This is a genomic window from Arenibacter sp. F26102, assembly GCF_023015865.1.
In the GTDB taxonomy this organism is placed as follows: Bacteria; Bacteroidota; Bacteroidia; order Flavobacteriales; family Flavobacteriaceae; genus Arenibacter.
In genome coordinates this window covers 236,720-260,171 of record NZ_JALKBC010000004.1, presented here as the reverse complement: position 1 = coordinate 260,171, position 23,452 = coordinate 236,720, and the positions used below count along the sequence as shown (strand labels likewise).

At 39.2% G+C, this 23,452-nt stretch carries 19 protein-coding genes; 11 read left to right on the top strand and 8 right to left on the bottom strand.

Translation table 11 applies throughout. From position 1 onward, the window contains the following. Position 1: 1 nt before the first annotated feature. The 3 genes from MWU78_RS07280 (at position 2) to cls (ending at position 3,225) form a co-directional block, all read left to right on the top strand. Complete coding sequence (locus tag MWU78_RS07280; RefSeq protein WP_246996457.1) at positions 2-679, top strand: alpha/beta hydrolase; 678 nt, start codon at positions 2-4, stop codon at positions 677-679. Between the two features lie 125 nt (positions 680-804). Further along, positions 805-1,761 carry a lytic transglycosylase domain-containing protein gene (locus MWU78_RS07275; RefSeq protein ID WP_246996455.1) on the top strand — a complete coding sequence of 319 codons (957 nt, stop codon included), beginning with the start codon at positions 805-807 and terminating at the stop codon, positions 1,759-1,761. Continuing rightward, entirely contained in the window at positions 1,762-3,225 is a 1,464-nt protein-coding gene (gene cls / locus MWU78_RS07270; protein WP_246996453.1) for a cardiolipin synthase, read from the top strand. 72 nt (positions 3,226-3,297) lie between these two features. Here cls and MWU78_RS07265 read toward each other — a convergent pair whose 3' ends face one another. Further along, a complete protein-coding gene (locus MWU78_RS07265; RefSeq protein WP_246996451.1) occupies positions 3,298-3,813 on the bottom strand; it encodes a DUF2892 domain-containing protein in 516 nt (171 codons plus the stop codon). A 1-nt stretch (position 3,814) separates the two neighbouring features. Further along, on the bottom strand, positions 3,815-4,699 hold the full coding sequence (locus MWU78_RS07260) for a DUF6263 family protein (protein WP_246996449.1): 885 nt from the start codon (positions 4,697-4,699) through the stop codon (positions 3,815-3,817). Between the two features lie 206 nt (positions 4,700-4,905). Here MWU78_RS07260 and rpmH point away from each other — a divergent pair, with 206 nt between their 5' ends. After that, on the top strand, positions 4,906-5,067 hold the full coding sequence (gene rpmH, locus MWU78_RS07255; protein WP_026809253.1) for a 50S ribosomal protein L34: 162 nt from the start codon (positions 4,906-4,908) through the stop codon (positions 5,065-5,067). A 102-nt stretch (positions 5,068-5,169) separates the two neighbouring features. Beyond that, positions 5,170-8,022, top strand: coding sequence for a carbamoyl-phosphate synthase large subunit (carB, locus tag MWU78_RS07250; RefSeq protein WP_246996447.1), 2,853 nt, complete (start codon positions 5,170-5,172; stop codon positions 8,020-8,022). Positions 8,023-8,220: 198 nt separating this feature from the next. Here carB and MWU78_RS07245 read toward each other — a convergent pair whose 3' ends face one another. Beyond that, a complete protein-coding gene (locus tag MWU78_RS07245) occupies positions 8,221-8,910 on the bottom strand; it encodes an arylesterase (protein WP_246996446.1) in 690 nt (229 codons plus the stop codon). 72 nt (positions 8,911-8,982) lie between these two features. Here MWU78_RS07245 and MWU78_RS07240 point away from each other — a divergent pair, with 72 nt between their 5' ends. After that, on the top strand, positions 8,983-9,672 hold the full coding sequence (locus MWU78_RS07240; protein WP_246996444.1) for an ABC transporter ATP-binding protein: 690 nt from the start codon (positions 8,983-8,985) through the stop codon (positions 9,670-9,672). Between the two features lie 47 nt (positions 9,673-9,719). After that, positions 9,720-12,218: an FtsX-like permease family protein gene (locus MWU78_RS07235; RefSeq protein ID WP_246996657.1), complete on the top strand. Its 2,499-nt coding sequence runs from the start codon at positions 9,720-9,722 to the stop codon at positions 12,216-12,218. An 84-nt stretch (positions 12,219-12,302) separates the two neighbouring features. Here the strand turns inward: MWU78_RS07235 and MWU78_RS07230 are convergent, their stop codons facing one another. The 5 genes from MWU78_RS07230 to MWU78_RS07210 form a co-directional block, all read right to left on the bottom strand. Beyond that, positions 12,303-12,815 carry a MepB family protein gene (locus MWU78_RS07230; protein WP_246996442.1) on the bottom strand — a complete coding sequence of 171 codons (513 nt, stop codon included), beginning with the start codon at positions 12,813-12,815 and terminating at the stop codon, positions 12,303-12,305. Positions 12,816-12,865: 50 nt separating this feature from the next. Beyond that, positions 12,866-13,828: a metallophosphoesterase gene (locus MWU78_RS07225; RefSeq protein WP_246996440.1), complete on the bottom strand. Its 963-nt coding sequence runs from the start codon at positions 13,826-13,828 to the stop codon at positions 12,866-12,868. A 3-nt stretch (positions 13,829-13,831) separates the two neighbouring features. After that, a complete protein-coding gene (locus tag MWU78_RS07220) occupies positions 13,832-16,192 on the bottom strand; it encodes a hypothetical protein (RefSeq protein ID WP_246996438.1) in 2,361 nt (786 codons plus the stop codon). Between the two features lie 141 nt (positions 16,193-16,333). Next, positions 16,334-17,146: an aldolase/citrate lyase family protein gene (locus tag MWU78_RS07215; RefSeq protein WP_246996436.1), complete on the bottom strand. Its 813-nt coding sequence runs from the start codon at positions 17,144-17,146 to the stop codon at positions 16,334-16,336. Positions 17,147-17,411: 265 nt separating this feature from the next. Then, entirely contained in the window at positions 17,412-18,377 is a 966-nt protein-coding gene (locus tag MWU78_RS07210) for a D-2-hydroxyacid dehydrogenase (protein WP_246996434.1), read from the bottom strand. A 698-nt stretch (positions 18,378-19,075) separates the two neighbouring features. Between MWU78_RS07210 and MWU78_RS07205 the strand changes: the two genes are divergently transcribed. From MWU78_RS07205 to MWU78_RS07190, 4 genes are all read left to right on the top strand, one after another. Then, entirely contained in the window at positions 19,076-19,894 is an 819-nt protein-coding gene (locus tag MWU78_RS07205; RefSeq protein ID WP_246996432.1) for an alpha/beta hydrolase, read from the top strand. A gap of 217 nt (positions 19,895-20,111) precedes the next feature. Continuing rightward, a complete protein-coding gene (locus MWU78_RS07200; RefSeq protein ID WP_246996430.1) occupies positions 20,112-21,245 on the top strand; it encodes a glycerate kinase in 1,134 nt (377 codons plus the stop codon). A 29-nt stretch (positions 21,246-21,274) separates the two neighbouring features. Continuing rightward, entirely contained in the window at positions 21,275-22,519 is a 1,245-nt protein-coding gene (locus MWU78_RS07195; RefSeq protein WP_246996428.1) for a Tm-1-like ATP-binding domain-containing protein, read from the top strand. A gap of 72 nt (positions 22,520-22,591) precedes the next feature. Then, entirely contained in the window at positions 22,592-23,452 is an 861-nt protein-coding gene (locus MWU78_RS07190; protein WP_246996426.1) for a phosphoenolpyruvate hydrolase family protein, read from the top strand.

Sequence of the window (23,452 nt, the reverse complement as noted above, 5' to 3'; positions counted from 1 at the left end):
CATGCTCAAAAACCAAGTGGTCCAAAATAAAATACACGTATATTTCATGCCTGGCATGGCAGCCAATCCTTCCATTTTTGATAATATAGACTTGCCATCCGAGACCTTTGAACAGCACTGTTTGGATTGGGTAATTCCCAACAAGGATATTTCCTTGGAAGATTACGCTCTAAACATGTGTAGCTATATAAAACACGAAAATGCTATACTAATAGGGGTGTCCTTCGGTGGAATTCTAGTTCAGGAAATGGCAAAACATATTAAAGTAAAAAAAGTAATCATTATTTCGAGTGTTAAGAGTAAATCGGAACTACCTAAGAGAATGATTTTTGCCAAGTACACTAAGGTGCATAAACTATTGCCTACAGGACTAGTAAATAATATGGAACTATTGGCGAAATATGCCTTTGGCGAAACCATACCCAAGCGCTTGGCGCTTTATGAACAATATTTGTCCATCCGCGATAAATATTACCTGGACTGGTCCATAGATACTATTGTGAATTGGAAACAAACCCAGTATCAGGAAAATATTGTACATATTCACGGTGAGAAGGATCCCGTCTTCCCCATTGTTCACATCAAAGATTGTATTACGGTTAAAAATGGGACTCATACGATGATAATTCACCGGTCAAAATGGTTTAATGAACACTTACCAACAATTATTTTGCAATAAGGCAGTTCTATTTAATATCTTTGAGGTAGAACTGGGTACCAGGTATGGAATACCAAATTGGCGGAAAGGTCATGCCCAATGTAGTGCGATATATAAGAATAGTTAAAAATTATAAAATAAAACAGATGAAGATTATAAAGAATATTTTAATGATTTTGGGAGTTATTTTCGTGGGAAGCACCTTAATATTTGCTGTGCAAAACCAGTATAAGGAAACCGCCATGGCAATAGAAAATCCCAAACCCGAAACAATAGACGGAGGGGATGTTGGCTACCGTATCACAGCAATTGAGATTCCTGAGGATTTAAATTTCGCCGATGAAGCGGTACCTTTTGATGATCCAGAGATTATGGAACGTGTTGATCGAGAGTTTTTGGTGAATACCTATTGGCAATCCAATGCACTATTGTTAATGAAGAGAGCCAATAAATTCTTCCCCATTATAGAACCTATATTGGCTAAGAATGGCATTCCGGACGACTTTAAATATTTGGCCCTGGCAGAAAGTGGACTTCAAAATGTAGTTTCTCCTGCTGGTGCAACAGGTTTTTGGCAGATAATGAGTGCAACCGGTAAAGAATACGGTTTGGAAATTAACGGCAACGTTGATGAAAGATATCACATTGAAAAATCGACAGAGGTAGCCTGTAGGTATTTAAAAAGATCTAAAGATAAATTTGGTAGTTGGACCTTGGCTGCTGCCGCATATAATGCCGGAGCAGGGGGAATTCATAAGTATATGGGAATACAGAAGGCGGACGGTTACTATGATCTGCTTTTAGGTGAAGAAACGGGTCGCTACGTATTTCGAATTTTGGCAATTAAAGAAATATTATCAAATCCTGAGAAATACGGATTTCATCTTGAAAAGGAGGATATGTATACCGCTGTTCCAACTTTTAATGTTGAAATTAATGAACCGGTGAGCAATTTTGCCGATTTCGCGAATCAATATGAAATAAACTACAAAATTTTAAAGAGGCATAACCCATGGTTAAGGGAGCCACATTTAAATAATTCTTCCAAGAAGAAATATACTATCGAAATTCCAAATAAAGGCTATTATAAGATTTCCAAATAAATGATGTCTTTCCTAAAAGAGAATATTTGGTCATTGCTTTTAGGAATTAATTATTTGTTGGCCATAAGTCTTTCGGTCTTAATCGTTCTAAAAAATAGAAATCCGGTTAAGACCTTGTCTTATATTTTTGTCTTGGCAACATTACCCTTCATAGGGCCTTTGGTCTATTATTTTTTTGGTCAAGACTACAGAAAGGACAAGATTTTTCAAAAAAAGTACGTCCAAGATAATCACCGACTAAGCCAATGGCGAAACAAATTTGGTCTAAATAGGGAAGAAAGGGAGGATTTAAAGGAAGTTTTCGGGGAAGGTATTTTTAAGATCTACCGACTAATGCGTAACAACGAAAATTCCGTTCTTACGTTTGATAACGAGGTTGACATCCTAATCAATGGTGAAGCAAAGTTTAAATTGCTACGAGAGGACCTGAAGAATGCAAAGCACCATATTCACTTGGAATATTTTGTACTTTTTGACAATGGCCTGGGTACGGAGATTATAGATATACTTTGCCAAAAAGCAGAGGAGGGTTTATTGGTTCGATTGATCTATGACGATGTGGGTAGCGACATATCAAATAAAAACAAGAAGAAACTTACTGCTTGCGGGGTGAAGCATTTTGCGTTTATGCCCGTACTATTTTCTAACTCTACCAGCAAATTAAATTATAGAGATCATAGGAAGATTGTCGTAATCGATGGTGACATTGGTTATGTTGGAGGAATTAATCTGGATCAGAAATACGACAATACCTTTGATAATGAAAGATATTGGAGAGATACGCATTTACGCATTACAGGCGGAGCCGTAGGCGCCCTTCAGTCTGCTTTTCTATTAAGTTGGAATTTTGCGGCCAAGGAAAATATGGAAATTGAAGAAATTCTACTTCCCAAACAAAAAGCCGCTTCACAAAAGCCGGTAGCAGTTCAAATCGCAGCAAGTGGCCCGGACAGTGATTGGGCAAATATTATGGAAGTTATGTTCTGCGCCATTAATTCCGCAAGGGAAAGTATTCTGATCACAACACCTTACTTTATTCCAAATAATGCTATTATGACAGCTTTGACAACGGCTTCGAGGAGTGGAGTGGAGGTAAAGGTTATTTTGCCCTATGAATCGGATTCGTGGGCTGCCCAATATGCAACCGACTCCTATATAGAAGAATGTTTAAATTCAGGAATTGTAATCAATAGGTATAGAAAGGGTTTTGTACACGCTAAGACCTTGGTGATCGACGATATGTTTTCTAGCATCGGGACAGCCAATATGGACTATAGGAGTTTCTCCATGAATTTTGAAATAAATGCCCTGGTATACGATAAAGGCATTAATCAACAAATGCGAAAGCAATTCAATTTGGACCTAGAGGACTGCGATGAAGTTACCATGGAGCGATGGAAGGACAGAAATATAAACAGAAGGTTAAAGGAATCCTTTAGTAGACTATTGGCCCCTTTATTGTAAATCATACATATCCCCGATTGCATAGTAATGAACTTCTAGATTCCAATAACAGGAAAAATCATAGGCCGGGCCTTAGATTTTTTTCATCTGCTGCTGCATCATCTTAATCTGTTCTGCCAGCATATTTTGTTTGTCCAACTTCTTGGCCTCGTTCAAAAGCATGGTAGCCTCTCTTTTTCTGCGTTTTTGCATTGCAATACCGGCAAGGCTTAATTTGGCCATCGCCACATCATAATCCATGTTAAGGCCAAATTTTAATGCTTTTTTAAAATATTTTTCGGCTTGGGTAAGATTGGTCTGTGAAAAAATAATTCCGTTTAAGTAATTATAATAACCATTTTGCTTTTGGGTAAGGGCAGCATCCGGATTTTTTATTTTATCAAGCCATTTTTTGGTACCCGCCAAATCTTGCTTACGCATTCTTAAGAACGCCAACAAAATAATTTCATTCCTAAAATATAGAAATATAAAAATAGAGGAGAGGAGAATCAAGGAAATCCCATTTCCGATATTACCTTCTATAAATTGATATACTGCATAAGCTATGATCAGAGCAGCTATGACTATTTTTAAATTTTTGTTGAACATATTACTTTTTAATTAATTCGTATGTAATTTTAGATTTTATAGTGGTTGGAATCTCTTCTCCTCCCATTTGTGTCATTGTGGACATGCCACTGGTAAGGCTTTCTACCAGCATATTTATAATAAAACCGGAATTAGTGTCGGCAGTGACCGTCGTGGTCTGTGTCCCGCTTAGTTTCATACTGGTATTGGCATCCGTTATATCCATCAATACCTTGGCCTTGCCACTAATCTTCGTCTTGTTATCAACAATACTCTTAAGGGTCCAGGTATTGGCGGTCTTTAATTTACCATCATATGCGTTCTCCCATTTGTCGTTTATATTGACTTTTTTATCAGGATAAATAAAGGTCATCTGCTTGTAACTATTGGACAAAGCTTCCGATCCAAACTCATTTTTCAAGGATGTTTTCATCATATTGATAGAAAATTCATCTTCCAAACCCGAGGCCCTTGCCATTTTGGATACCAGGCTATCGCCACCCTGTACTTTCAATATATTTCCGTTCTTGGCCAAAACTATTTTCACTGGATTGTTCAATATTGTATTGAATATTTTGGACTGCATGTCTTCTTCCTTGACCTCTTTCGCCTTCACATTCATTAACTCCCCTTGGATACTGGAGCTCATTTTTAGGTTTAAATCCTTAAATGTCAATGTTACCTCATACCCATTATTGATTTCCCCAAGTACTTTAAATTCCAGAACTCCATCAATATGATTCGTAATTTCGTGGGACGCACCATCCAATTCTTGTGTAATTACTTGCTCTGCATCCTGTTTGATCTTAAAAACATCGCCCTTTTTTAAGTGATATTGCAATGTGGTTTGTCCAAAAACACCCGTATTGCAAAGGATGCAAACCATTAAAAATAAAAAGCGCTTCATGTTAAACTGTCATTCCGGTTAAGCAGATGCAAAAGTAATAAAATACTGTGGGCCTTAGGGTGGGCAATCCTAAAAAAAATATTTTTTTAATTTGATTTGCCAATGAAAAAACTCTTTGTATATTTGCAGCCGGATTTTGCTGTCTAAGAAGCAAGATTTAAACATTGTCAACAGAAATTTAAGCATACTATAAAAAATTCGCTACGATGAGCAAAAGAACATTTCAACCATCAAAAAGGAAGAGAAAAAACAAACATGGTTTTAGAGAACGTATGGCTACTGCCAATGGTAGAAAAGTTCTAGCTAGAAGAAGAGCAAAGGGAAGAAAGAAATTATCTGTATCCTCGGAGCTGAAGCACAAAAAATAATGATAGAATTGTTTTTTTAAAATAACAAGGTGTTACTTTTTCCGAAGTAGCACCTTTTTTTTGTCCAATTCCCTTTTTTTCATATTATAAATAATTATTAAAATGCCCAAAAGAAAAGATTTAAATTCTATTTTAATTATTGGTTCCGGCCCTATTGTTATTGGTCAAGCTTGTGAGTTCGATTATTCAGGTACACAGGCATTAAGATCATTAAGAGAAGACGGCATAGAAACCATACTTATCAACAGTAATCCTGCTACGATCATGACCGACCCAACCATGGCGGATCATGTTTATTTAAAACCTTTGACTACAAAATCCATAAGGGAGATTTTGGAAAAACATCCCAATATAGATGCGGTTTTACCTACAATGGGTGGTCAAACGGCATTAAATCTTTGTATAGAAGCGGATACTAAAGGAATTTGGGAAGATTACGGAGTAAAAATAATAGGGGTAGATATTGCTGCCATAAATATAACTGAAGACCGGGAGAAATTCCGGGAGTTGATGCTTAAAATTGGCATAGGTATGGCAGCTCAAGCAACTGCCACCTCCTTTCTTAAAGGGAAGGAAATTGCCCAGGAGTTTGGATTTCCATTGGTAATACGAGCTTCTTATACCCTTGGTGGTGCAGGAGCATCAATAGTCTATAAACCAGAGGATTTTGATGAACTTCTTAGTCTTGGACTTGAAGTTTCCCCAATTCACGAGGTTATGATCGATAAGGCCCTAATGGGCTGGAAAGAGTACGAATTGGAGTTGCTAAGGGACAAGAATGACAATGTAGTCATTATTTGTACCATTGAAAATATGGATCCGATGGGAATCCATACCGGTGATTCTATAACCGTTGCACCAGCAATGACCCTATCCGATAAAACCTTTCAGAAAATGCGTGATATGGCAATTCATATGATGCGCAGTATTGGGGATTTTGCAGGTGGATGTAATGTGCAGTTTGCGGTAAGTCCAGATGAAAAAGAAGATATTATTGCTATAGAAATCAATCCAAGGGTGTCCAGATCATCAGCATTGGCTTCCAAAGCCACTGGTTATCCTATCGCCAAGATAGCTGCTAAACTTGCTATTGGGTATAATCTAAATGAGCTTAGCAATCAAATTACAAAATCTACTTCAGCTTTATTTGAACCTACGTTGGATTATGTTATTGTAAAAATACCACGTTGGAATTTTGATAAATTTGAAGGTTCGGACAGAACTTTGGGACTCCAAATGAAGTCGGTAGGAGAGGTAATGGGTATTGGTCGTTCCTTTCAGGAAGCCCTACACAAAGCCACCCAGTCATTGGAAATAAAAAGGAACGGACTTGGAGCCGATGGCAAAGGGTACACAAATTATGATGAAATCATTAGCAAACTGACGATTCCCAGTTGGGACCGAGTTTTTGTTATCTATGATGCCATACAATTGGGGATCCCTTTGAGCAGAATCCATGAGATTACCAAAATAGATATGTGGTTCTTAAAGCAATACGAAGAGCTTTATCAATTGGAAAAAGAAATTTCCAACTATAACATTGAAACACTTTCCAAAGATCTTTTGTTGGAAGCCAAGCAAAAAGGCTTTGCCGACAGGCAAATAGCCCATATGTTGGATTGCTATGAGAGTGAAGTATACAACAAACGTGTAGCCCTTAATATTAATAGGATTTACAAGTTGGTTGATACCTGTGCAGCCGAGTTTAAGGCAATGACCCCTTATTATTATTCTACTTTCGAGGCAGAAATAGAAACTCCGGACGGAAAAAGATATGTGGAGAACGATAGCATTGTAACCGATAAGAAAAAGATTGTGGTCTTAGGATCTGGACCAAACCGAATAGGACAGGGTATAGAATTTGATTACTGCTGTGTACACGGTGTGTTGGCTGCATCGGAGTGTGGTTATGAGACCATCATGATCAACTGTAATCCTGAAACGGTATCAACTGATTTTGATATCTCTGACAAACTTTATTTTGAGCCTGTCTTCTGGGAACATATCTATGATATTATAAGGCACGAAAAGCCAGAGGGCGTTATTGTTCAACTTGGAGGGCAAACGGCACTTAAGTTGGCAGAAAAATTGGATAAATACGGAATAAAAATAATCGGCACCAGTTTCAAAGCATTGGATCTGGCTGAGGACCGAGGAAGTTTCTCAAACTTATTATTGGAAAATAACATTCCTTTCCCACAGTTTGGTGTGGCCGAAACGGCTGATGAAGCATTAGCACTTTCAGATGAACTGGACTTTCCTTTATTGGTTAGACCATCCTACGTACTGGGAGGACAGGGAATGAAGATTGTGATCAATAAAGAGGAGTTGGAAGCACATGTTGTAGATCTTTTAAGAAAAATACCTAACAATAAATTGTTGTTGGACCATTATTTGGATGGCGCCATTGAAGCAGAAGCTGATGCCATTTGTGACGGGGAAGATGTATACATCATCGGAATTATGGAGCACATAGAACCATGTGGAATCCACTCCGGCGATTCCAACGCTACCTTGCCTCCTTTTAATTTGGGTGAATTTGTAATGCAGCAGATAAAGGACCATACCAAGAAAATTGCCTTGGCACTTAACACGGTAGGGTTGATCAATATTCAATTCGCAATCAAAGATGATATCGTTTATATCATTGAAGCTAATCCTAGAGCTTCCAGAACCGTACCATTTATTGCGAAAGCCTACAAGGAGCCATATGTAAACTATGCCACCAAGGTGATGTTGGGCGAGAAAAAAGTAAAAGATTTTAACTTTAATCCTCAATTGGAAGGTTTTGCCATAAAACAACCCGTATTTTCCTTTAATAAATTCCCGAACGTAAATAAGAATTTAGGACCGGAAATGAAGAGTACAGGGGAGAGCATTTTGTTTATAGACAGTCTTAAGGACGATGAGTTTTACAATTTGTACTCTAGACGTAAGATGTACTTGAGCAAGTAAACCTAAAATTTGCGAATTTCACAGGAAAACAATTTCCAAAAAACCAATCCCTGGGCTTAGCTCGGGGATTGGTCATTTATAATAGTTTTTGTGACCTTTCATTTTTTTCTTATTCCCCAAGTTAGAATAATTAATTCTTGTTGGGTTTTACAGCCTACCACTAACTTAAAAGGAAATCGGGGTAAAAGCCATAAAAATCTACTTCCTAATCGCTTCAGTGATTATTGGCCAGATATTATTGGCGATTATTTTTTGTCCTTCCGCAGTGGGATGTATACCATCTGCCTGATTAAGCTCAGGATTACCTGCCACATCCTCCAGAAGAAATGGGATTAGACCAATATCATACTTTTGTGCTAGTGCAGGAAATATATCCTTAAATTCTTTGGTGTATTCCTGACCTAAATTGGGAGGAATTTGCATTCCCGCCAATATAATGGTCGTATTAGGGTTTTTCTGATGTACCACATCTATAATTTCCTGTAAATTCTTACGCGTTTCTTCCAGTGAAATACCACGAAGTCCATCATTGGCGCCGAGTTCCAATACAAATACATCTACATCTCCATTTAGCACCCAGCTAATTCTATTTTTACCACTAGCAGTAGTTTCACCACTTAAACCGGCGTTTATCACCTTAAATGGCAACTGCAAAGAATCAATTTTTGCTTGGATCAAGGCTGGAAAAGCCTCATTGGGGTCGAGCCCCATTCCAGCTGTAAGGCTGTTTCCAAAAAACAAAATAACTTTTTTTTCAGTTTTGGTATCAACTACGCTTTCAGAACCATTTTTCTCCTTTTCTTCAAAAGCAGGATTCTTGGTGCCCAAATTCCCGCAAGAGGCGCAAAAAATAAAAAATATATAAGAAAATCTTAACAAGGTTCGCATAGGATATTGGATTAAAATCAAAATCATTTCTGTATTTTGCCTACTTCAGGAAAACCACGAAATAGACATTATATGGCAAAGATATTAAACGTGAACAATTTAGGGAAAATCTATAGTAGTGGTTCCAAAAAACTTACGGTATTGCAGGATATTACCTTTGATGTAGAAGAGAGGGATTCTTTTTCCATCGTAGGGCCTTCCGGCAGCGGAAAAACTACCTTGTTAGGTTTATGTGCAGGTTTGGACCAACCGGATTCGGGTACGGTGACCTTATGCGGTACCGAGCTTGGAAGTTTAAGCGAAGACGAAAGAGCCATACTGCGAAATAGGCATGTAGGTTTTGTATTTCAGGATTTCCAATTACTGCCAACGCTTACTGCTCTGGAAAATGTTGCGATTCCACTGGAATTAAGGGGCGATAAAAATGCTATGAAGAACGGGATGGAACTACTGGACAAGGTTGGTTTGCAAAATCGTTTTCATCATTATCCCTCACAACTTTCTGGTGGTGAGCAACAACGTGTTGCACTGGCCAGGGCATTCTCCAATAATCCATCCATCCTATTTGCCGATGAACCTACTGGTAATTTAGACGCAGAAACAGGGGAGAAGGTAATTCAGTTACTTTTCCAGCTCAATGCAGATGCCGGCACTACCTTGGTTATAGTAACCCATGATTTGGAATTGGCAGCCAAGACCCAACACATTTTAAGGTTAAAAGGAGGCAAGATTATCGCCAACCAGAAAACAACTGCTTTGTGAAAAATCGTACCAACACTTCCAAGGCCGGGTTTCAGTGGCTCCTAAAAATGGCATGGCGAGATGGCAAAGCCAGCAGGAGAAAACTACTGCTTTTTATGGCCTCCATCATTATGGGGATTGCCGCCGTTGTCTCTATACAGTCCTTTGGGGATAATCTTAAAAAAAATATTTCCGAACAATCGAAATCCTTAATGGGAGCCGATTTTATAGTGGATAGTAGAAATCCTCCCAACGAAAGGGTAGAAGGAATTTTGGACTCCCTTGGGGGACCTGATGCCAAAGAAGTTAACTTTCCCTCCATGGCCGCTTTTCCAAAATCGGGAACCTCTAAATTGGTTCAAGTTCGGGGAATTGAAGGAGGATTTCCGTTTTATGGTGTTTTGGAGACGGTACCGGTATCGGCAGCGAATAACTATCAACAGGAAGGTGCCGCTTTGGTGGATGCCACAGTTATGCTACAATATAACCTACAACCTGGTGATAGTATTAAAGTTGGTCAAGTAACCTTTCCTATTGCGGGCTCTTTAAGATCCATACCTGGGAGTTCCGGGCTGTTCAGTTCCATTGCTCCTCCAGTAGTAATTCCATATAGGTTTATACAGGAAACAGGATTGATCCAGAAGGGAAGTAGGTTGGACTATGAATTTTATTTCGTCCAGCCCGATGCAGACCTTGAAGCAATGGACAAAAAATTGGATCCGCTCCTGGATGCCGAAGGCGCGGATCTGGACACACACACTTCCACCAGTGCCAACCTGGGACGGAGATATGGTAATTTTGGGAAATTCCTTAATCTGGTCGCTTTTATTGCCCTCCTTTTAGGTTGTATTGGGATTGCAAGTGCTATCAACATTTACATAAAGGAAAAATTACGATCGGTAGCCGTTTTAAAATGCATAGGGGCTACCAAAAGACAAACTTTTTTAATTTATTTAATACAAATTGGGGCGTTGGGATTGATTGGAGGAATTATAGGCACCTTGGTTGGCTTAATATTACAACAGGTGTTTCCTATATTTTTAGGGGATCTGCTACCTGTGGATGTACAAATATCCCTAGCGCCAAAAGCAATAGCTATGGGTCTTTTGCTAGGCCTATTTATGTCCATTTTGTTTGCCCTTTACCCATTAATGAGTACCTTATATGTTTCACCACTTCAGGCTTTAAGGGTACAGGAAGTTGACCGTTCAAGATCTAAGAGAGGATTGGCGTTGGTCTCATTGGGAATTTTAGGATTTTTGTTTCTTTTTTCCTTTTGGTTATTAAAGGATTGGAGGTATTCCGTGTCATTTGTGGCCGGAATTTTGATAACCTTCGTTATACTGGCAGGTTTGTCTGGATTGGCTATGAAGGCCATAAAGAAATACTTTCCTACTTCTTGGAGTTTTACAGCCCGTCATAGTTTATTGAACCTTTTTAGACCGCAGAACCAAACGCTTACCTTGGTACTGGCTATTGGCATAGGAACATTTTTGATCAGCACCCTATATTTCACTAAGGATTTTTTGTTGGCCAAGACGGCTATGGGCACAGACCCCAATAGTCCCAATATGATTCTTTTGGATATCCAAACGGAACAGAAAGAGGCTGTAGCCAATACGATTTTACGCGATGGATATCCTGTACTGAACAATATCCCGATTATTACCATGAGGGTAAATAGCATACAGGGGAAGGAGGTGAACGATATCAGAAAGGATACCACTTCTACCATAAATTCTTGGATATTGAACCATGAGTTTAGGGTAACCTATAGGGATAGTATAATTGCATCCGAGAAATTGGAATCTGGTGAATGGGTGTCAAAAGTAACTTCTAAGGAAAAAATACCTATTTCCATTAGCGACAACTTTGCTAGGGATGCCAAGGTAGGGGTTGGGGACGAATTGACCTTTAATGTACAAGGAGTAATCATGAATACGGTTGTTGCCAATATAAGAACTGTTGATTGGGGTCGTATGCAATTGAATTTCTCCATCGTTTTTCCTTTGGGCATTTTGGAAGAGGCTCCTCAATTTACAGTACTTACGACTAGGGTAGCCGATGAAAATGCGTCGGCATCGCTTCAAAAGGAATTGGTAAAAGAATTTCCCAATGTGTCCATTCTGGATATAAGGCAAATACTGGTTGTTATTGAAAACTTATTAAATAAGATTTCATGGATCATTAATTTTATGGCCTTTTTTAGCATCCTTACAGGGATAATCGTGCTTTTAGGTGCAGTAAGGACCAGCAAATATCAGCGGATACGTGAAAGTGTACTTCTACGGACAATTGGCGCCAAGAGCAAACAAATATTGAATATAGTGGCCTTGGAATATCTATACTTAGGTATTTTAGGAGGTTTATCTGGAATTCTGCTTTCATTGATAAGCAGTCAATTGCTAGCTTTGTTCGTATTCGAATCCCCTTTTACGCCATCTTTATTTCCATTTTTGGTACTGTTCCCAGGAATCACCTTTCTCGTTTTGCTAATTGGTCTGGGAAATAGCTTCGGCGTTATAAAAAGCCCACCTTTGGAAGTCCTTCGGAAAGAGGCAAGGTAGATCGTACAGCACTATTAATATATTTTGGAAAAAGTTATAGAAGAATGGATGCGGTAATACGGTAGGTATATCACTTGTTGACCCTTAGGACTGCAGATAAAGGCTACGTGCTTTATGCAGGTCCGTTGTATTACCTTGTTCAATGGTCAAAAAATATTCAAGTTGCCATTTCTGAGTTTTTTGAGCTGTTTTGTTGGTGGGTCGTGACCAAGGGGGATAAACACGAAAACCACGTTTGCCCGATTTTTTCCCGTGGGATACTATTCCTTTTTCCATCAGGATGCTTTTTGGAAATACAAATTGGCCTAAGTGTGACCCTTCGCGCGAGTTGATAATAATAAAATCTATTTCATCGGTTTCTTCCAAGGGCATTGTTTCCCCGTTTACATTTCTTTTCCAAAGGGTAACGAATTGCCCAATTTTTTTTGGAGTGATTTTACTTCTTCTCGCTATAATTTTAAGAGCGTTCAATTGAAAAGAAGATGCCTCATATTCTTTGCTTTCCTTGTCCAGAACAAGGTTTGATATTTTTAAGCCACAAGGAACATAGACCTCTTCAACAAAAGGGGTGAAATCTGAATTTGTTGTATTCTTCATTGATACAAATCTACCCAAAATACAAATATTTAGGTGCTAATTTGTAAATATTAAATAGTTTTCTCCGCCAATTTAAGCCTTTCAGCTTCCCATCCGTGGTCTATATATTCCCAGGAAAAATCATTGCCACTTACCTTAATTTTCACAAAGCCTTCTTTGGTATTATGCCTTCTTCCTTTCCATCCGTTTCCGGCAATGGAACCACCCGTTAAAAAATGAAATCGGTCATTGACGAATCCGTATTCCTTCCAGTGAATATGCCCTTGTAAAACCAATTTTAGATTATGGTTTTCCATTATTTTAAAAACATCCGAAGCGTTATTTGCCGTTCTACTTCCCTCACCTCCGTTTAATTGTGAATAAGTACATATCATGGGAATGTGGGTGGTAATAACAATGGGCGTAGATTTGTCAACTTTCTCTATATCCTGCTTTAACCATTCCAATTGTTCTAGGTGAAAGAAACCTTTATATCTTTTGTTGTCCGTTACGTCCAAGGAATTTAAGGTGATAAAATGCCACCCTTTATGATCAAAAGAGTAGTAGGTCTTACCAAAATGCCTTTCCCACATTCCATATTTATAATCAGGATGATCTTCGGATTCAGGACTTTCTTCATAAATAGCGAACAAGTCGTGATTCCCAATACAGTTATAAACAGGCATTTTAAATCCTTTGCTCATGTCTTTGTACAACGAAAAAAGCGATTCACTTTGTTCGTAATTCCCGCGCATGGTATCATAGACGAGGTCTCCACCTGTTATTACAAAATCGGGGTTCAACTCATTCACCTTATCTATGGCCATTTGAAATCCTTTAGGCGCATTCATTTCGGGTTTTATATGGATATCCGTTAAGAAGGCAAATTCAAAAGAATCCTCATTTTCTACTTCTACTGCCTTATCTTTTGATGATTGGCAGGAAATTTGAGTGAATGGTATGGCCACAGCAGCCAACCCTGATTGTAGCAAAAATTTCCTTCTGCTATCCATTTTATTCTTCTTTTCCTCCATGATTTACTCTTTTATTAATACATCTTGGTTAATTATCCATATTTCGGATACCTGAGCTCCCCGTTCTCCCTCACCACAGGTCCATTCAAGCTCCAATACACCATCCTGCAATGTAGCGGCTGGAATTTTAAATTCATAAATAGGTTGCACTCCGGTCGTGATAAAGTCGTGCACAAGTGTATTCTCTGCCGCCAATTTTATTTTTGAACGGAAACGACCCGTATAAGCCACTTTAATTACATAGCTACCTTTGGGGTCCAAATCATTATAGACCATCCTTAGTGGCTCATCATATAAGGTGGTAACCTGGTTCATCCAAGATAAAGGTGTTGTATGTCCGTCAAATCCTATGGCCGTAATTTCGTGTACCCATTCCTCTCCTTTTAGACCAACCCCAAAACTGACCCTTGGAGATTTCAAACCTCCTGGATCCTCTGCATAACTATGATTGGAAACTACTCGATTCCAACTCCTAGGTGTTCCAAAATTGTCGTAATACCCTCCAGGACCGGGATTGTTACGCTCCATTAATTGGTTTATAGCTACCAATTTTTCAGTTTCGCTTCCATTTTTTTTAATGGTTTCAAGTTGATCTATCAACCACATGCCATCATTCAACGGCACATCTATATTATCTATAAAATTACCACGGCCACCTGCTGCGAAATGTTTTTCTACCGTCAATTGGGCTCCAATACTTTCGAACAAATCATCTGCCAAGGCAAGGCATCTATTTTTCCAATGGGCCATAATGGGTTCCTTCTTTGCCCTATACAAAATATCCTTGGCCTTTTCTATAGCCTTGATTGGACCTATAGTTTTGGCCGTTGATAGTATTTCGCGAGCGTGTTTTTCCAATTCGGTCTCATAAATCAATCTTCTATATTGGTAGGCATCAAAATAGGCTCTTATAAGCCCCATTTGAAATCGGAAATTACCTAAGACCTCCTTGGACGCCTGCTTTTCCAAATTTTGCCACTGTTGCAAGGTTATAACTACACCATCGCTATTAAGTAGGGGACCTCGTAAATTGTTTTCCAAAGCCATTAATCCTTGGGAAACGGTTTCGGTATATTTGGGTCCTATAAAATAGCGTGCATAATCTCGCAAGGTTTCTATAACCGGGGTTTCTGGATTCCAATCCTGATCGCTCCAGATTATTTTATTTACATCATCGTTGGTTCCTTCAGAATAACTAATGCTTCCCTGTGCATATTGGTCAAAGGTATTGTGAATCAATTTTTGGTCTTGCGGTCGTGGGTTTATGGATTCTCTTCCCAGGGTTATGGCATAAGCCAAATCCCAATGGGGAATTGGGTATTGACTGCTTAAATTATGGGTAATATCGGGATATCGCCTTATAGGAATACCCGGATTAATGCGATCTGCAATTTCTTTTATGGGAGTTTTTATCCATGGACCAAAGACAACCCCTCCAAGCCAAGAGTACTCTTTGTTTATGTGCCCATAAAATGCATCGAACCAGGCTTTGGTAGGTCTAAAAACCTGTGGAGAAACCCATATTTTGGCGTTAGGATGATATTCGTGCAATACTTCGGCTTCCTTCTTCAACCAAGTAAACAATTCATCCGGTTCCAAATCCCCTGGATCTCCCCCTGGAACAAATAGAGCATCCAAACGGGGAACGGCTTTAAATACCTGGCGTCGTTCCCCAATTTCCACTTTTAATGAATCTGGATTGGTATAGTTCGAACCCATGTTGGGATACCACATCCAAACATCCATGCCATAGCGATTACATATCTTTGATTGTTCCGCAATCATTTCAATGGCCGGGATTTTCATATGAACATTCGTAAAGTCATCATCGGTACGAGGAGGCATTATTTCGATACTATTGGCACCGAAAATGGCCATATCACGGATGTAGTCGTCAAATTGCTGAACTGAAAACGCATCATAGGCATTTGTTTTGGGTCTATAACCCATTTGGTGGCCCCGGATAGAAAATTTAGGGGTAGACGAAATGTTTACATCGTTAGGCAGTAAAATCTGTCCCCGATACATTTCCAATTTCCGCAAAAGTTTTCCAATACCATATAATACTCCCCTAGAATCGTGGCCTACTACCAGGACCACATTATCTTTGGGCAGCACTGCTATTTTATATCCCTCCGCATTGGTTACGGGCATGGTTCCCAAGAGTTGTTGATACTCAACTGGGAATTTATTTAATCCCCCTTCAAGTCCTATAACTATACTGTTTTGTAATTGCTTAGGAAATTTATTTTCGCTGCTCAGTACAATTCCACTCCTTTTTTCTATTTCTTCCTTTAGTACTGATATGGCATTGATAACCAGAAGATCTTTATTCTCGAGACAGATAATTTTAGATTTACCCATATCAATCATTTGCCCAAGGAGAGAAGATGGAAATAGCCCAATAAAACAAAGTGAAAGTAAAAATTGCTTAAAGCTTATATTCATATAAAATAGATTAATCACCTCATTATAAATTGATTTAACATTGGCATTATTAACTGGTCATATTGCCAATTCGTTTTCATCTGATAGTTTCTGTCCATCTCCTACGGCACCTTTTATAGTATTCATATCCTCGGAAAGTTTTTGACTAAAAAGTCGCAGGTCGGAACTGTGCAGAACAATATTAGCACCTTCCCTAATCCATTTAATCTGATAATCTGGATGTCCGGGAAAATGTATTCCGGCAGCAATACCTTTACTCCGTGCCTTATGTATGATTTCCTTGACCGTACTTTCAAAATCGGGATGATCATATTGTTCCGGTAAACCCATATTTATAGAAAGATCATGGGGGCCAATCACTATCCCATCCAATCCAGGAACACTAAGAAGTTCCTCCAAACGCTCCACAGCAATGGCACTTTCAATATTTATCAAACACAAACTGTCTTGGTTAAACTGCTCCAGATAGGTCTTCATTTGAACCGATAACTCTTCCTTCCCGCTAAGTACATTTTGTAATCGCTCTCCTTTCAACGGCCTGTACTTGGTTGCCCCCACCATTTGTTGTATTTGCGTAACATTCTCAATATAAGGTGCCAAGACTCCCACAGCACCGGCATCCTTGGCCATACACGCGCTATAAGGGTCAGGACTGGGAATACGGACGATTGGGGACAATCCATTAGCACTATACACCTGACATAAAAATGTGAGTTCCGTTCTGTCCACTGGAATATGTTCTGTATCCAGAAAAACAAAATCCAATCCACAGCCCTTTACTACCTTGGACCAAACAGGGGAGGTAGAAAGAATACAGGTCCCGTAGATATTTTGGTTATCGCGTAATTTCTGCTTAAGGTTGCCTGGCATTGGTTATTATTTGGTGTTTAAGGACTAAGTGAGATTTTAATGCTCCTACGTTTGCCCGCCCGTTCCGTTCGGGCAGGCCCGTCTGAATGGAACGAGCAGGCCCGTCTGAATGGAACGGGCAGGCCCGCCTGAATGGAACGTGCAGGCCCGCCTGAACGCAACGTTCGGGCGATATCTTAATTAGTTTTCATCCAATGTCTCATGGACCTGCCTTTGTCGGTAGACAGGCTTGCCCTGAGTTGATTGACTATAAATACAAGTCATATTATTTATTCACCACATTAATGGGCTTTCCTTTTAAAAAAGCTTCCAAATTCTCCAAGGCAGTATTCAACAATCTGCTTCTGGATTCTTTTGGAGCCCAAGCTATGTGTGGTGTTATAATACAGTTTTCTGCTTTTAACAACTCATTGTCCTTATCTATGGGTTCTTTGGAAACCACATCTAACGCTGCACTGGCAATCTTACCTGAATCCAAAGCCTCTTTTAGATCTTTTTCAACTATTAATTGTCCCCTTGAGGTATTTATGAGCATAGTCCCATCCTTCATTTTGGAAATGTTGGCAGCATTAATAATACCTTCGGTTTCCGGGGTAAGGGGGCTGTGTAAACTAATTACATCCGAGTTTGCCAAAAGTTCATCCATGTCCACCTGCTTACAGGTGCTGGTCTCAAGTTCTGGCTTCTTACTGCTCCCTGCTGTTAAAATATTCATACCAAATGCCTGGGCCAATTTGGCTGTTGCTTGCCCAATTCTTCCAAAACCTACAATTCCCATAGTTTTGCCGTCCAATTCGATTAGCGGATAGTTCCAAAAGCAAAAGTCCATGCTTTTTGACCATTCCCCCTCTTTTACGGCACGATTGTGTTCTCCTACATGATGACACATTTCCAAGAGAAGGGCCATTGTCATTTGTGCCACGGCCGTAGTTCCGTAGCTGGGCACATTGGTCACTACAATTCCCAATTCTTTGGCGGTATCAACATCTACTACATTGAACCCTGTGGCCAACACACCTATATATTTTAGCGATGGTACTTTTTTCAATACTTCTTTGGGCAGAGGTGTCTTATTGGTAAAAACAATCTCCGCGCTACCTATGGTTTCAATAATTTTATTATTGTCATATTCGGTTCTGTCGTGTACCGTAAGTTCGCCAAAGTCTTTTAATTTCTCCCAACTTAAATCTCCAGGGTTTAAAGTATATCCGTCTAGAATAACAATTTTCATATTCAATATTATATTTTCTTTTAAATGGATTAATATAACTACACAAAACCGAAAACGCGGTCGTTTTTAAAGATATAATATCTTATGGCATTAACCTTATACCTAAGTAGAAAACTAAATTAAAGTGTTAAATATAAGATATAGATAAAAACATATAATGTACTGGTTTATCAATATTTATAAAATTATAATTAAACATATGAATCAATTAGAGTAAAGTACTTGTCGAGATAAAAAAACTGTAATACTTTTTCTAAAACTTGGAAATTCAGAATCAATTAAAGCTCGGTTTACCTGTCTTTTTTGTTCCTTTTTTTCCTCATTGATTCAAAAAAACTGATCCGATCTTCAATGAAGAACAAGCTGCCCCTTACAAATATAGCCTTTATCACGGGCCCTATATGACCTATATTTTACCCAATACATATTATATATTGACCATCAAAATATTAATATCTTATTTACAATGCTTTATTTACTTACACCATTACTTTGGGTGGATATTTCACATAATCAATCTAGAAGTTTCAATTATTGTTGGGAGGTGGATGAAATTGAACTACGTTAATCTCTAAAATTATAAGAAAGTATTAGAAAATTATAGAGAGTATAGAGGATTTGAATATTTTTTTAATCAATTTTTAAGATATTAGAGAAATATTTAGAACGATATAATCAATTCAAAATTCCATTTTTCAATGAAAAAGGTACTCATTTACATGTTTTTGGCGGTTTCGCCCATATACGCTTTTGGTCAGGTCCTAGAATATAAGACGTTGGACAATGTGTATTACTACGATTCCCAAACTGTCGACCAAACGGACTACATGAAACAAAAGTGCCTTATGGATATCTATTACCCGGAAAGCAAGGCAAAGGTCCCCGTTGTAATCTGGTTTCATGGAGGAGGGCTAACTGCTGGTAAAAAGGAAATTCCATCAGCCCTTAAGAATAAAGGATTTTGCGTGATAGGGGTAGGGTATAGGCTTTCACCCAATATAAAGGCCGAAACCTGTATTTCAGATGCTACTGCGGCCATAGCTTGGGTATTCAAAAATATAGATCGCTATAATGGCGACCCAAATCAGATTTTTGTTTCTGGCCATTCGGCAGGGGGATATTTGGCCTTAATGTCCGTCATGGACAAAAGTTGGCTGAAGAAATACAATATTGATTCGGATAAGGTGGCTGGACTGGCTCCTTTTAGTGGTCATACCATAACCCATTTTACCATAAGAAAAGAACTAGGTATTCCTGGAGAGCAACCAATAATAGATAAATGGGCCCCATTATTCCATGTACGTAAAAATGCGCCACCAACAATGTTAATTACCGGAGACCGTGAAAAAGAGATGCTGGGGCGTTATGAAGAGAATGCCTATTTCTATCGGATGATGAAAGTTGTAGGACACCCAGATATTACTCAATATGAAATGGACGGCTATGGACACAATATGACCGAACCGGCCTTTCCCTTGTTGGTAGATTTTGTTAGCTTAAAATCGAAGGAGAACTAGAAGGATTTGATATTGCTAGAATTATGTTCATGGATTATTTGTAACAACCATCAAACGGATTGGTATATTGGATGCTATCATTATAAAGAAAGTAAACTTTATAATGATCAATATATAATCTGTATTGGGTGAAATATAGGCTATAAAACGCTTGTTAGATACGTTATATTTGTATAGAGCGTAACAAATTTTTAAAAAATATCAAATACAGGATATAATGAATATTGTAATTGCGCCCGACTCTTTTAAGGAATGTTTATCCGCGAAGGAAGTGGCATCCAATATAGCCAAGGGAATAAGAAAGATTACCCCACATGCAAAAATCCATGAAATCCCGATTTCCGACGGTGGGGAAGGGGTACTTGAGGCTATTATGACAGGTGCAGGGGGAACAAGAGTGCCCGTTTTGGTAATGGACCCCCTTCTGCGCCAAATAAAAGCTGAATACGGAATTTTAAACGACAATAAGACTGCAGTGATCGAGATGGCCAAAGCCTCTGGTTTGGAATTGTTGAAGGAAGTTGAAAAGAATCCCTTGACTACATCCACCTATGGCACAGGACAATTAATTAAGGATGCACTGGAAAAAGGATGTAATAAAATTATAGTAGGAATAGGAGGTAGTGCCACCAATGATGGGGGAGCGGGTATGATAAGGGCTCTAGGGGCCAAATTTTTGAATGATAAGGGCAAAGAGATCAATGAAGGCGGAGGTAGTTTAAACGAATTACACACCATAGATTTATCCAATTTTGATAATAAAATTCAACATTGTGAGGTTGTCGTTGCCTGTGATGTTTCAAATCCTTTAACTGGCATAAACGGTGCTTCAATGGTATATGGGGAGCAAAAAGGTGGAAATAAAGAAGACTTGGAACTTTTGGATGGTAACCTTGCCCATTATGCCAATATAATCAAGACTACTTTGGGATTGGATATTTCTGATATTCCAGGAGCTGGGGCAGCCGGAGGGACTGGTGCCGGGCTAATGGCTTTTTTAAGAGGTAGCCTCGTAAATGGGATAGAATTAATATTGGAAACTCTAAAAATCGAGGAATATATAAAGCAGGCCGATGTGGTGTTTACCGGTGAAGGTAAAATTGATGAACAAACCTTACATGGCAAAACAATATCCGGGATTGCGAAGATGGCAAAAAAATACAATGTACCGGTAATAGTGGTTACCGGAAAAATTGGGGATAATATAGACGGGATATACAACATTGGAGTTAGCGCCGTGTATTCCATTGTAAATCAGCCAATGGACTTAAAGGAAGCCATTCGGCAGGCCCCAGAACTTTTACAGGATTGTGCCAAAAATATAATGTCTACCATTATTTGTTTCAATTAAGCTTATAGCCATATTTAGAAAGAATAAGAATGAGTATAACACCAAATAAACAATTGTCAAAAGAAGGAAGTATTGTTATGGTGGGATGCTTAGATACCAAAGGGGAAGATTTTGGATATTTGTATGCCTGTTTGGTACGGCAAGGAGCTAGTGTGATTACGATTAATACGGGCGTAATGGGCTCTACAGATCTGTTTCCAGTACATTTTGAGGCCGAAAAAGTGGCTTTAAGAGGTGGAGTTTCCCTGACAAGCCTCCGTGAAATAAACGATCGTGGTAGGGCTATTGAAGTAATGGGAAATGGGGCAGCAGGTATAATTACAGATCTCTTCTTCCAGAATAAAGTGAAAGCCATCATAGGTATGGGAGGCGGTGGCGGTACATTCATAGCTCTTAAAGCCATGCAAACTTTGCCTTTTGGGATTCCCAAATTATGTATCAGCACTTTGGCAACGAAAGACTTGTCCGCATATATAGGAAGTAAAGATATTACCTTAATGCCTTCCATAGTAGATATAGCTGGACTAAACAGTATTAGTAAAGTAATAATGCGCCAAGGTGCTGCTGCCATTGTTGGAATGATGCAGGCCTCGGTATCGAATAACGAAAGACAAGGCCGAACCATAGCCATAAGCGTTTTTGGAAATACTTCCCTTTGTGCGGACAAATGTTCTGAACTATTAAAGTACAAAGAATATGAGGTTTTGGCATTCCATTCCGTTGGGGTTGGAGGCAAGACCATGGAGGGATTAACCTTGGATGGTTACTTTGATGCTATATTGGATATTACCACCACCGAACTGGCCGATGAACTTTGTGGTGGAATATGCAGTGCGGGACCGGACCGAATGACAGCCGCATCCAAAATGGGATTACCGCAAGTTATAGTACCTGGGTGTTTGGATATGGTAAATTTTGGCCCTTTGGATACTGTACCTGAAAAATATAAGGACCGACAATTATTCAGTTGGGCGCCAGATGTAACCCTGATGCGCACTAACGAAGAGGAGAACAGGATTCTTGGAAAGACTATGGCCGAAAAACTGAATAAGTCCATGGCTCCAGTGACCGTTTTACTTCCCATGGGAGGATTGTCCAAGATTGGAGGAATCGGTGAGGTTTTTCACAATCCTAAAATAGATCGGGCATTATTTCAATCCCTTAATAAGTATTTAAACGAAAATATCAAAATTATAGAGGTTGACTCTAATATCAATACCGAAGACTTTGCTGAACAGGCCGTAAAATGCCTGTTGGAAATAATCAAAAACTAGTATTGGTGAAAATTTCAATTGAAGTGCAACAGATAAAAATTCAACAATAATCAACTAATTAAAAGGAATATTATGCCGAATCCATGGACAGGGAAAGGAAACCCCTACACAAAACAAGAAGTTAGAGATAGGTTACAAGCAGTCGTAAATCAAAAAAAAGCCATTATTGCTGCCGGTGCAGGTACAGGAATCAGCGCTAAATTTATTGAAAAAGGAGGGGCGGATTTAATCATTATTTATAACTCTGGTAGGTTTAGAATGTCCGGACACGGTTCCACGGCAGGTATGATGGCCTATGGCGATGCCAACGCCGTAGCAATGGAAATAGGAGAGTTTGAGGTACTTCCAGTTGTGGAGGAAATTCCGGTAATATGTGGGGTTCACGGTAGTGACCCTAGGAGACGAATGTGGCACTTTCTGGGAAAAGTGAAGGATATGGGATTCTCCGGAGTGAATAATTTTCCGACCCATTCCATTATAGATGGTCATTTTAGAAGGGTACTTGAAGAAACTGGAATGAGTTTTCAAAAAGAAGTGGATATGGTTGATTTAGCCACCAAAATGGACTTGTTCTCCGTGGTATATGTGGGTAAACCAGAAGAGGCTATCCAAATGGCCGATGTGGGCGCCGATGCCATAATTGCCCATGTGGGTACAACCGTTGGCGGATCCATTGGGGTTACCAGCGCCAGTGCCTCCATGGATGATGCCCTGGAACGCACACAACGAATTGTTGATGCCGTTAAAAAATCCAATCCCGACACCTTTCTTCTTGCCCATGGCGGACCAATCAACACACCGGCCGATGTAAAATATGTTTTGGAGCACTGTAAGGGACTCCACGGTTTTGTTGGAGCATCGTCCTTGGAAAGAATGGGGATAGAACAATCCCTGACCAATTTGACAAAGGAGTTTAAAGCATTGACCCTTTAA

Bases quoted from the DNA above. Each gene is read 5' to 3' on its own strand.
- MWU78_RS07230 (WP_246996442.1), bottom strand. From the start codon at position 12,815: ATGAAGAATACAACAAATTCAGATTTCACCCCTTTTGTTGAAGAGGTC.
- rpmH (WP_026809253.1), top strand. From the start codon at position 4,906: ATGAGCAAAAGAACATTTCAACCATCAAAAAGGAAGAGAAAAAACAAA.
- MWU78_RS07195 (WP_246996428.1), top strand. From the start codon at position 21,275: ATGAGTATAACACCAAATAAACAATTGTCAAAAGAAGGAAGTATTGTT.
- MWU78_RS07205 (WP_246996432.1), top strand. From the start codon at position 19,076: ATGAAAAAGGTACTCATTTACATGTTTTTGGCGGTTTCGCCCATATAC.
- MWU78_RS07225 (WP_246996440.1), bottom strand. From the start codon at position 13,828: ATGGAGGAAAAGAAGAATAAAATGGATAGCAGAAGGAAATTTTTGCTA.
- MWU78_RS07220 (WP_246996438.1), bottom strand. From the start codon at position 16,192: ATGGGTAAATCTAAAATTATCTGTCTCGAGAATAAAGATCTTCTGGTT.
- MWU78_RS07275 (WP_246996455.1), top strand. From the start codon at position 805: ATGAAGATTATAAAGAATATTTTAATGATTTTGGGAGTTATTTTCGTG.
- MWU78_RS07280 (WP_246996457.1), top strand. From the start codon at position 2: ATGCTCAAAAACCAAGTGGTCCAAAATAAAATACACGTATATTTCATG.
- cls (WP_246996453.1), top strand. From the start codon at position 1,762: ATGATGTCTTTCCTAAAAGAGAATATTTGGTCATTGCTTTTAGGAATT.
- MWU78_RS07190 (WP_246996426.1), top strand. From the start codon at position 22,592: ATGCCGAATCCATGGACAGGGAAAGGAAACCCCTACACAAAACAAGAA.
- MWU78_RS07260 (WP_246996449.1), bottom strand. From the start codon at position 4,699: ATGAAGCGCTTTTTATTTTTAATGGTTTGCATCCTTTGCAATACGGGT.
- MWU78_RS07235 (WP_246996657.1), top strand. From the start codon at position 9,720: ATGGCATGGCGAGATGGCAAAGCCAGCAGGAGAAAACTACTGCTTTTT.
- carB (WP_246996447.1), top strand. From the start codon at position 5,170: ATGCCCAAAAGAAAAGATTTAAATTCTATTTTAATTATTGGTTCCGGC.
- MWU78_RS07215 (WP_246996436.1), bottom strand. From the start codon at position 17,146: ATGCCAGGCAACCTTAAGCAGAAATTACGCGATAACCAAAATATCTAC.
- MWU78_RS07200 (WP_246996430.1), top strand. From the start codon at position 20,112: ATGAATATTGTAATTGCGCCCGACTCTTTTAAGGAATGTTTATCCGCG.
- MWU78_RS07210 (WP_246996434.1), bottom strand. From the start codon at position 18,377: ATGAAAATTGTTATTCTAGACGGATATACTTTAAACCCTGGAGATTTA.
- MWU78_RS07245 (WP_246996446.1), bottom strand. From the start codon at position 8,910: ATGCGAACCTTGTTAAGATTTTCTTATATATTTTTTATTTTTTGCGCC.
- MWU78_RS07265 (WP_246996451.1), bottom strand. From the start codon at position 3,813: ATGTTCAACAAAAATTTAAAAATAGTCATAGCTGCTCTGATCATAGCT.
- MWU78_RS07240 (WP_246996444.1), top strand. From the start codon at position 8,983: ATGGCAAAGATATTAAACGTGAACAATTTAGGGAAAATCTATAGTAGT.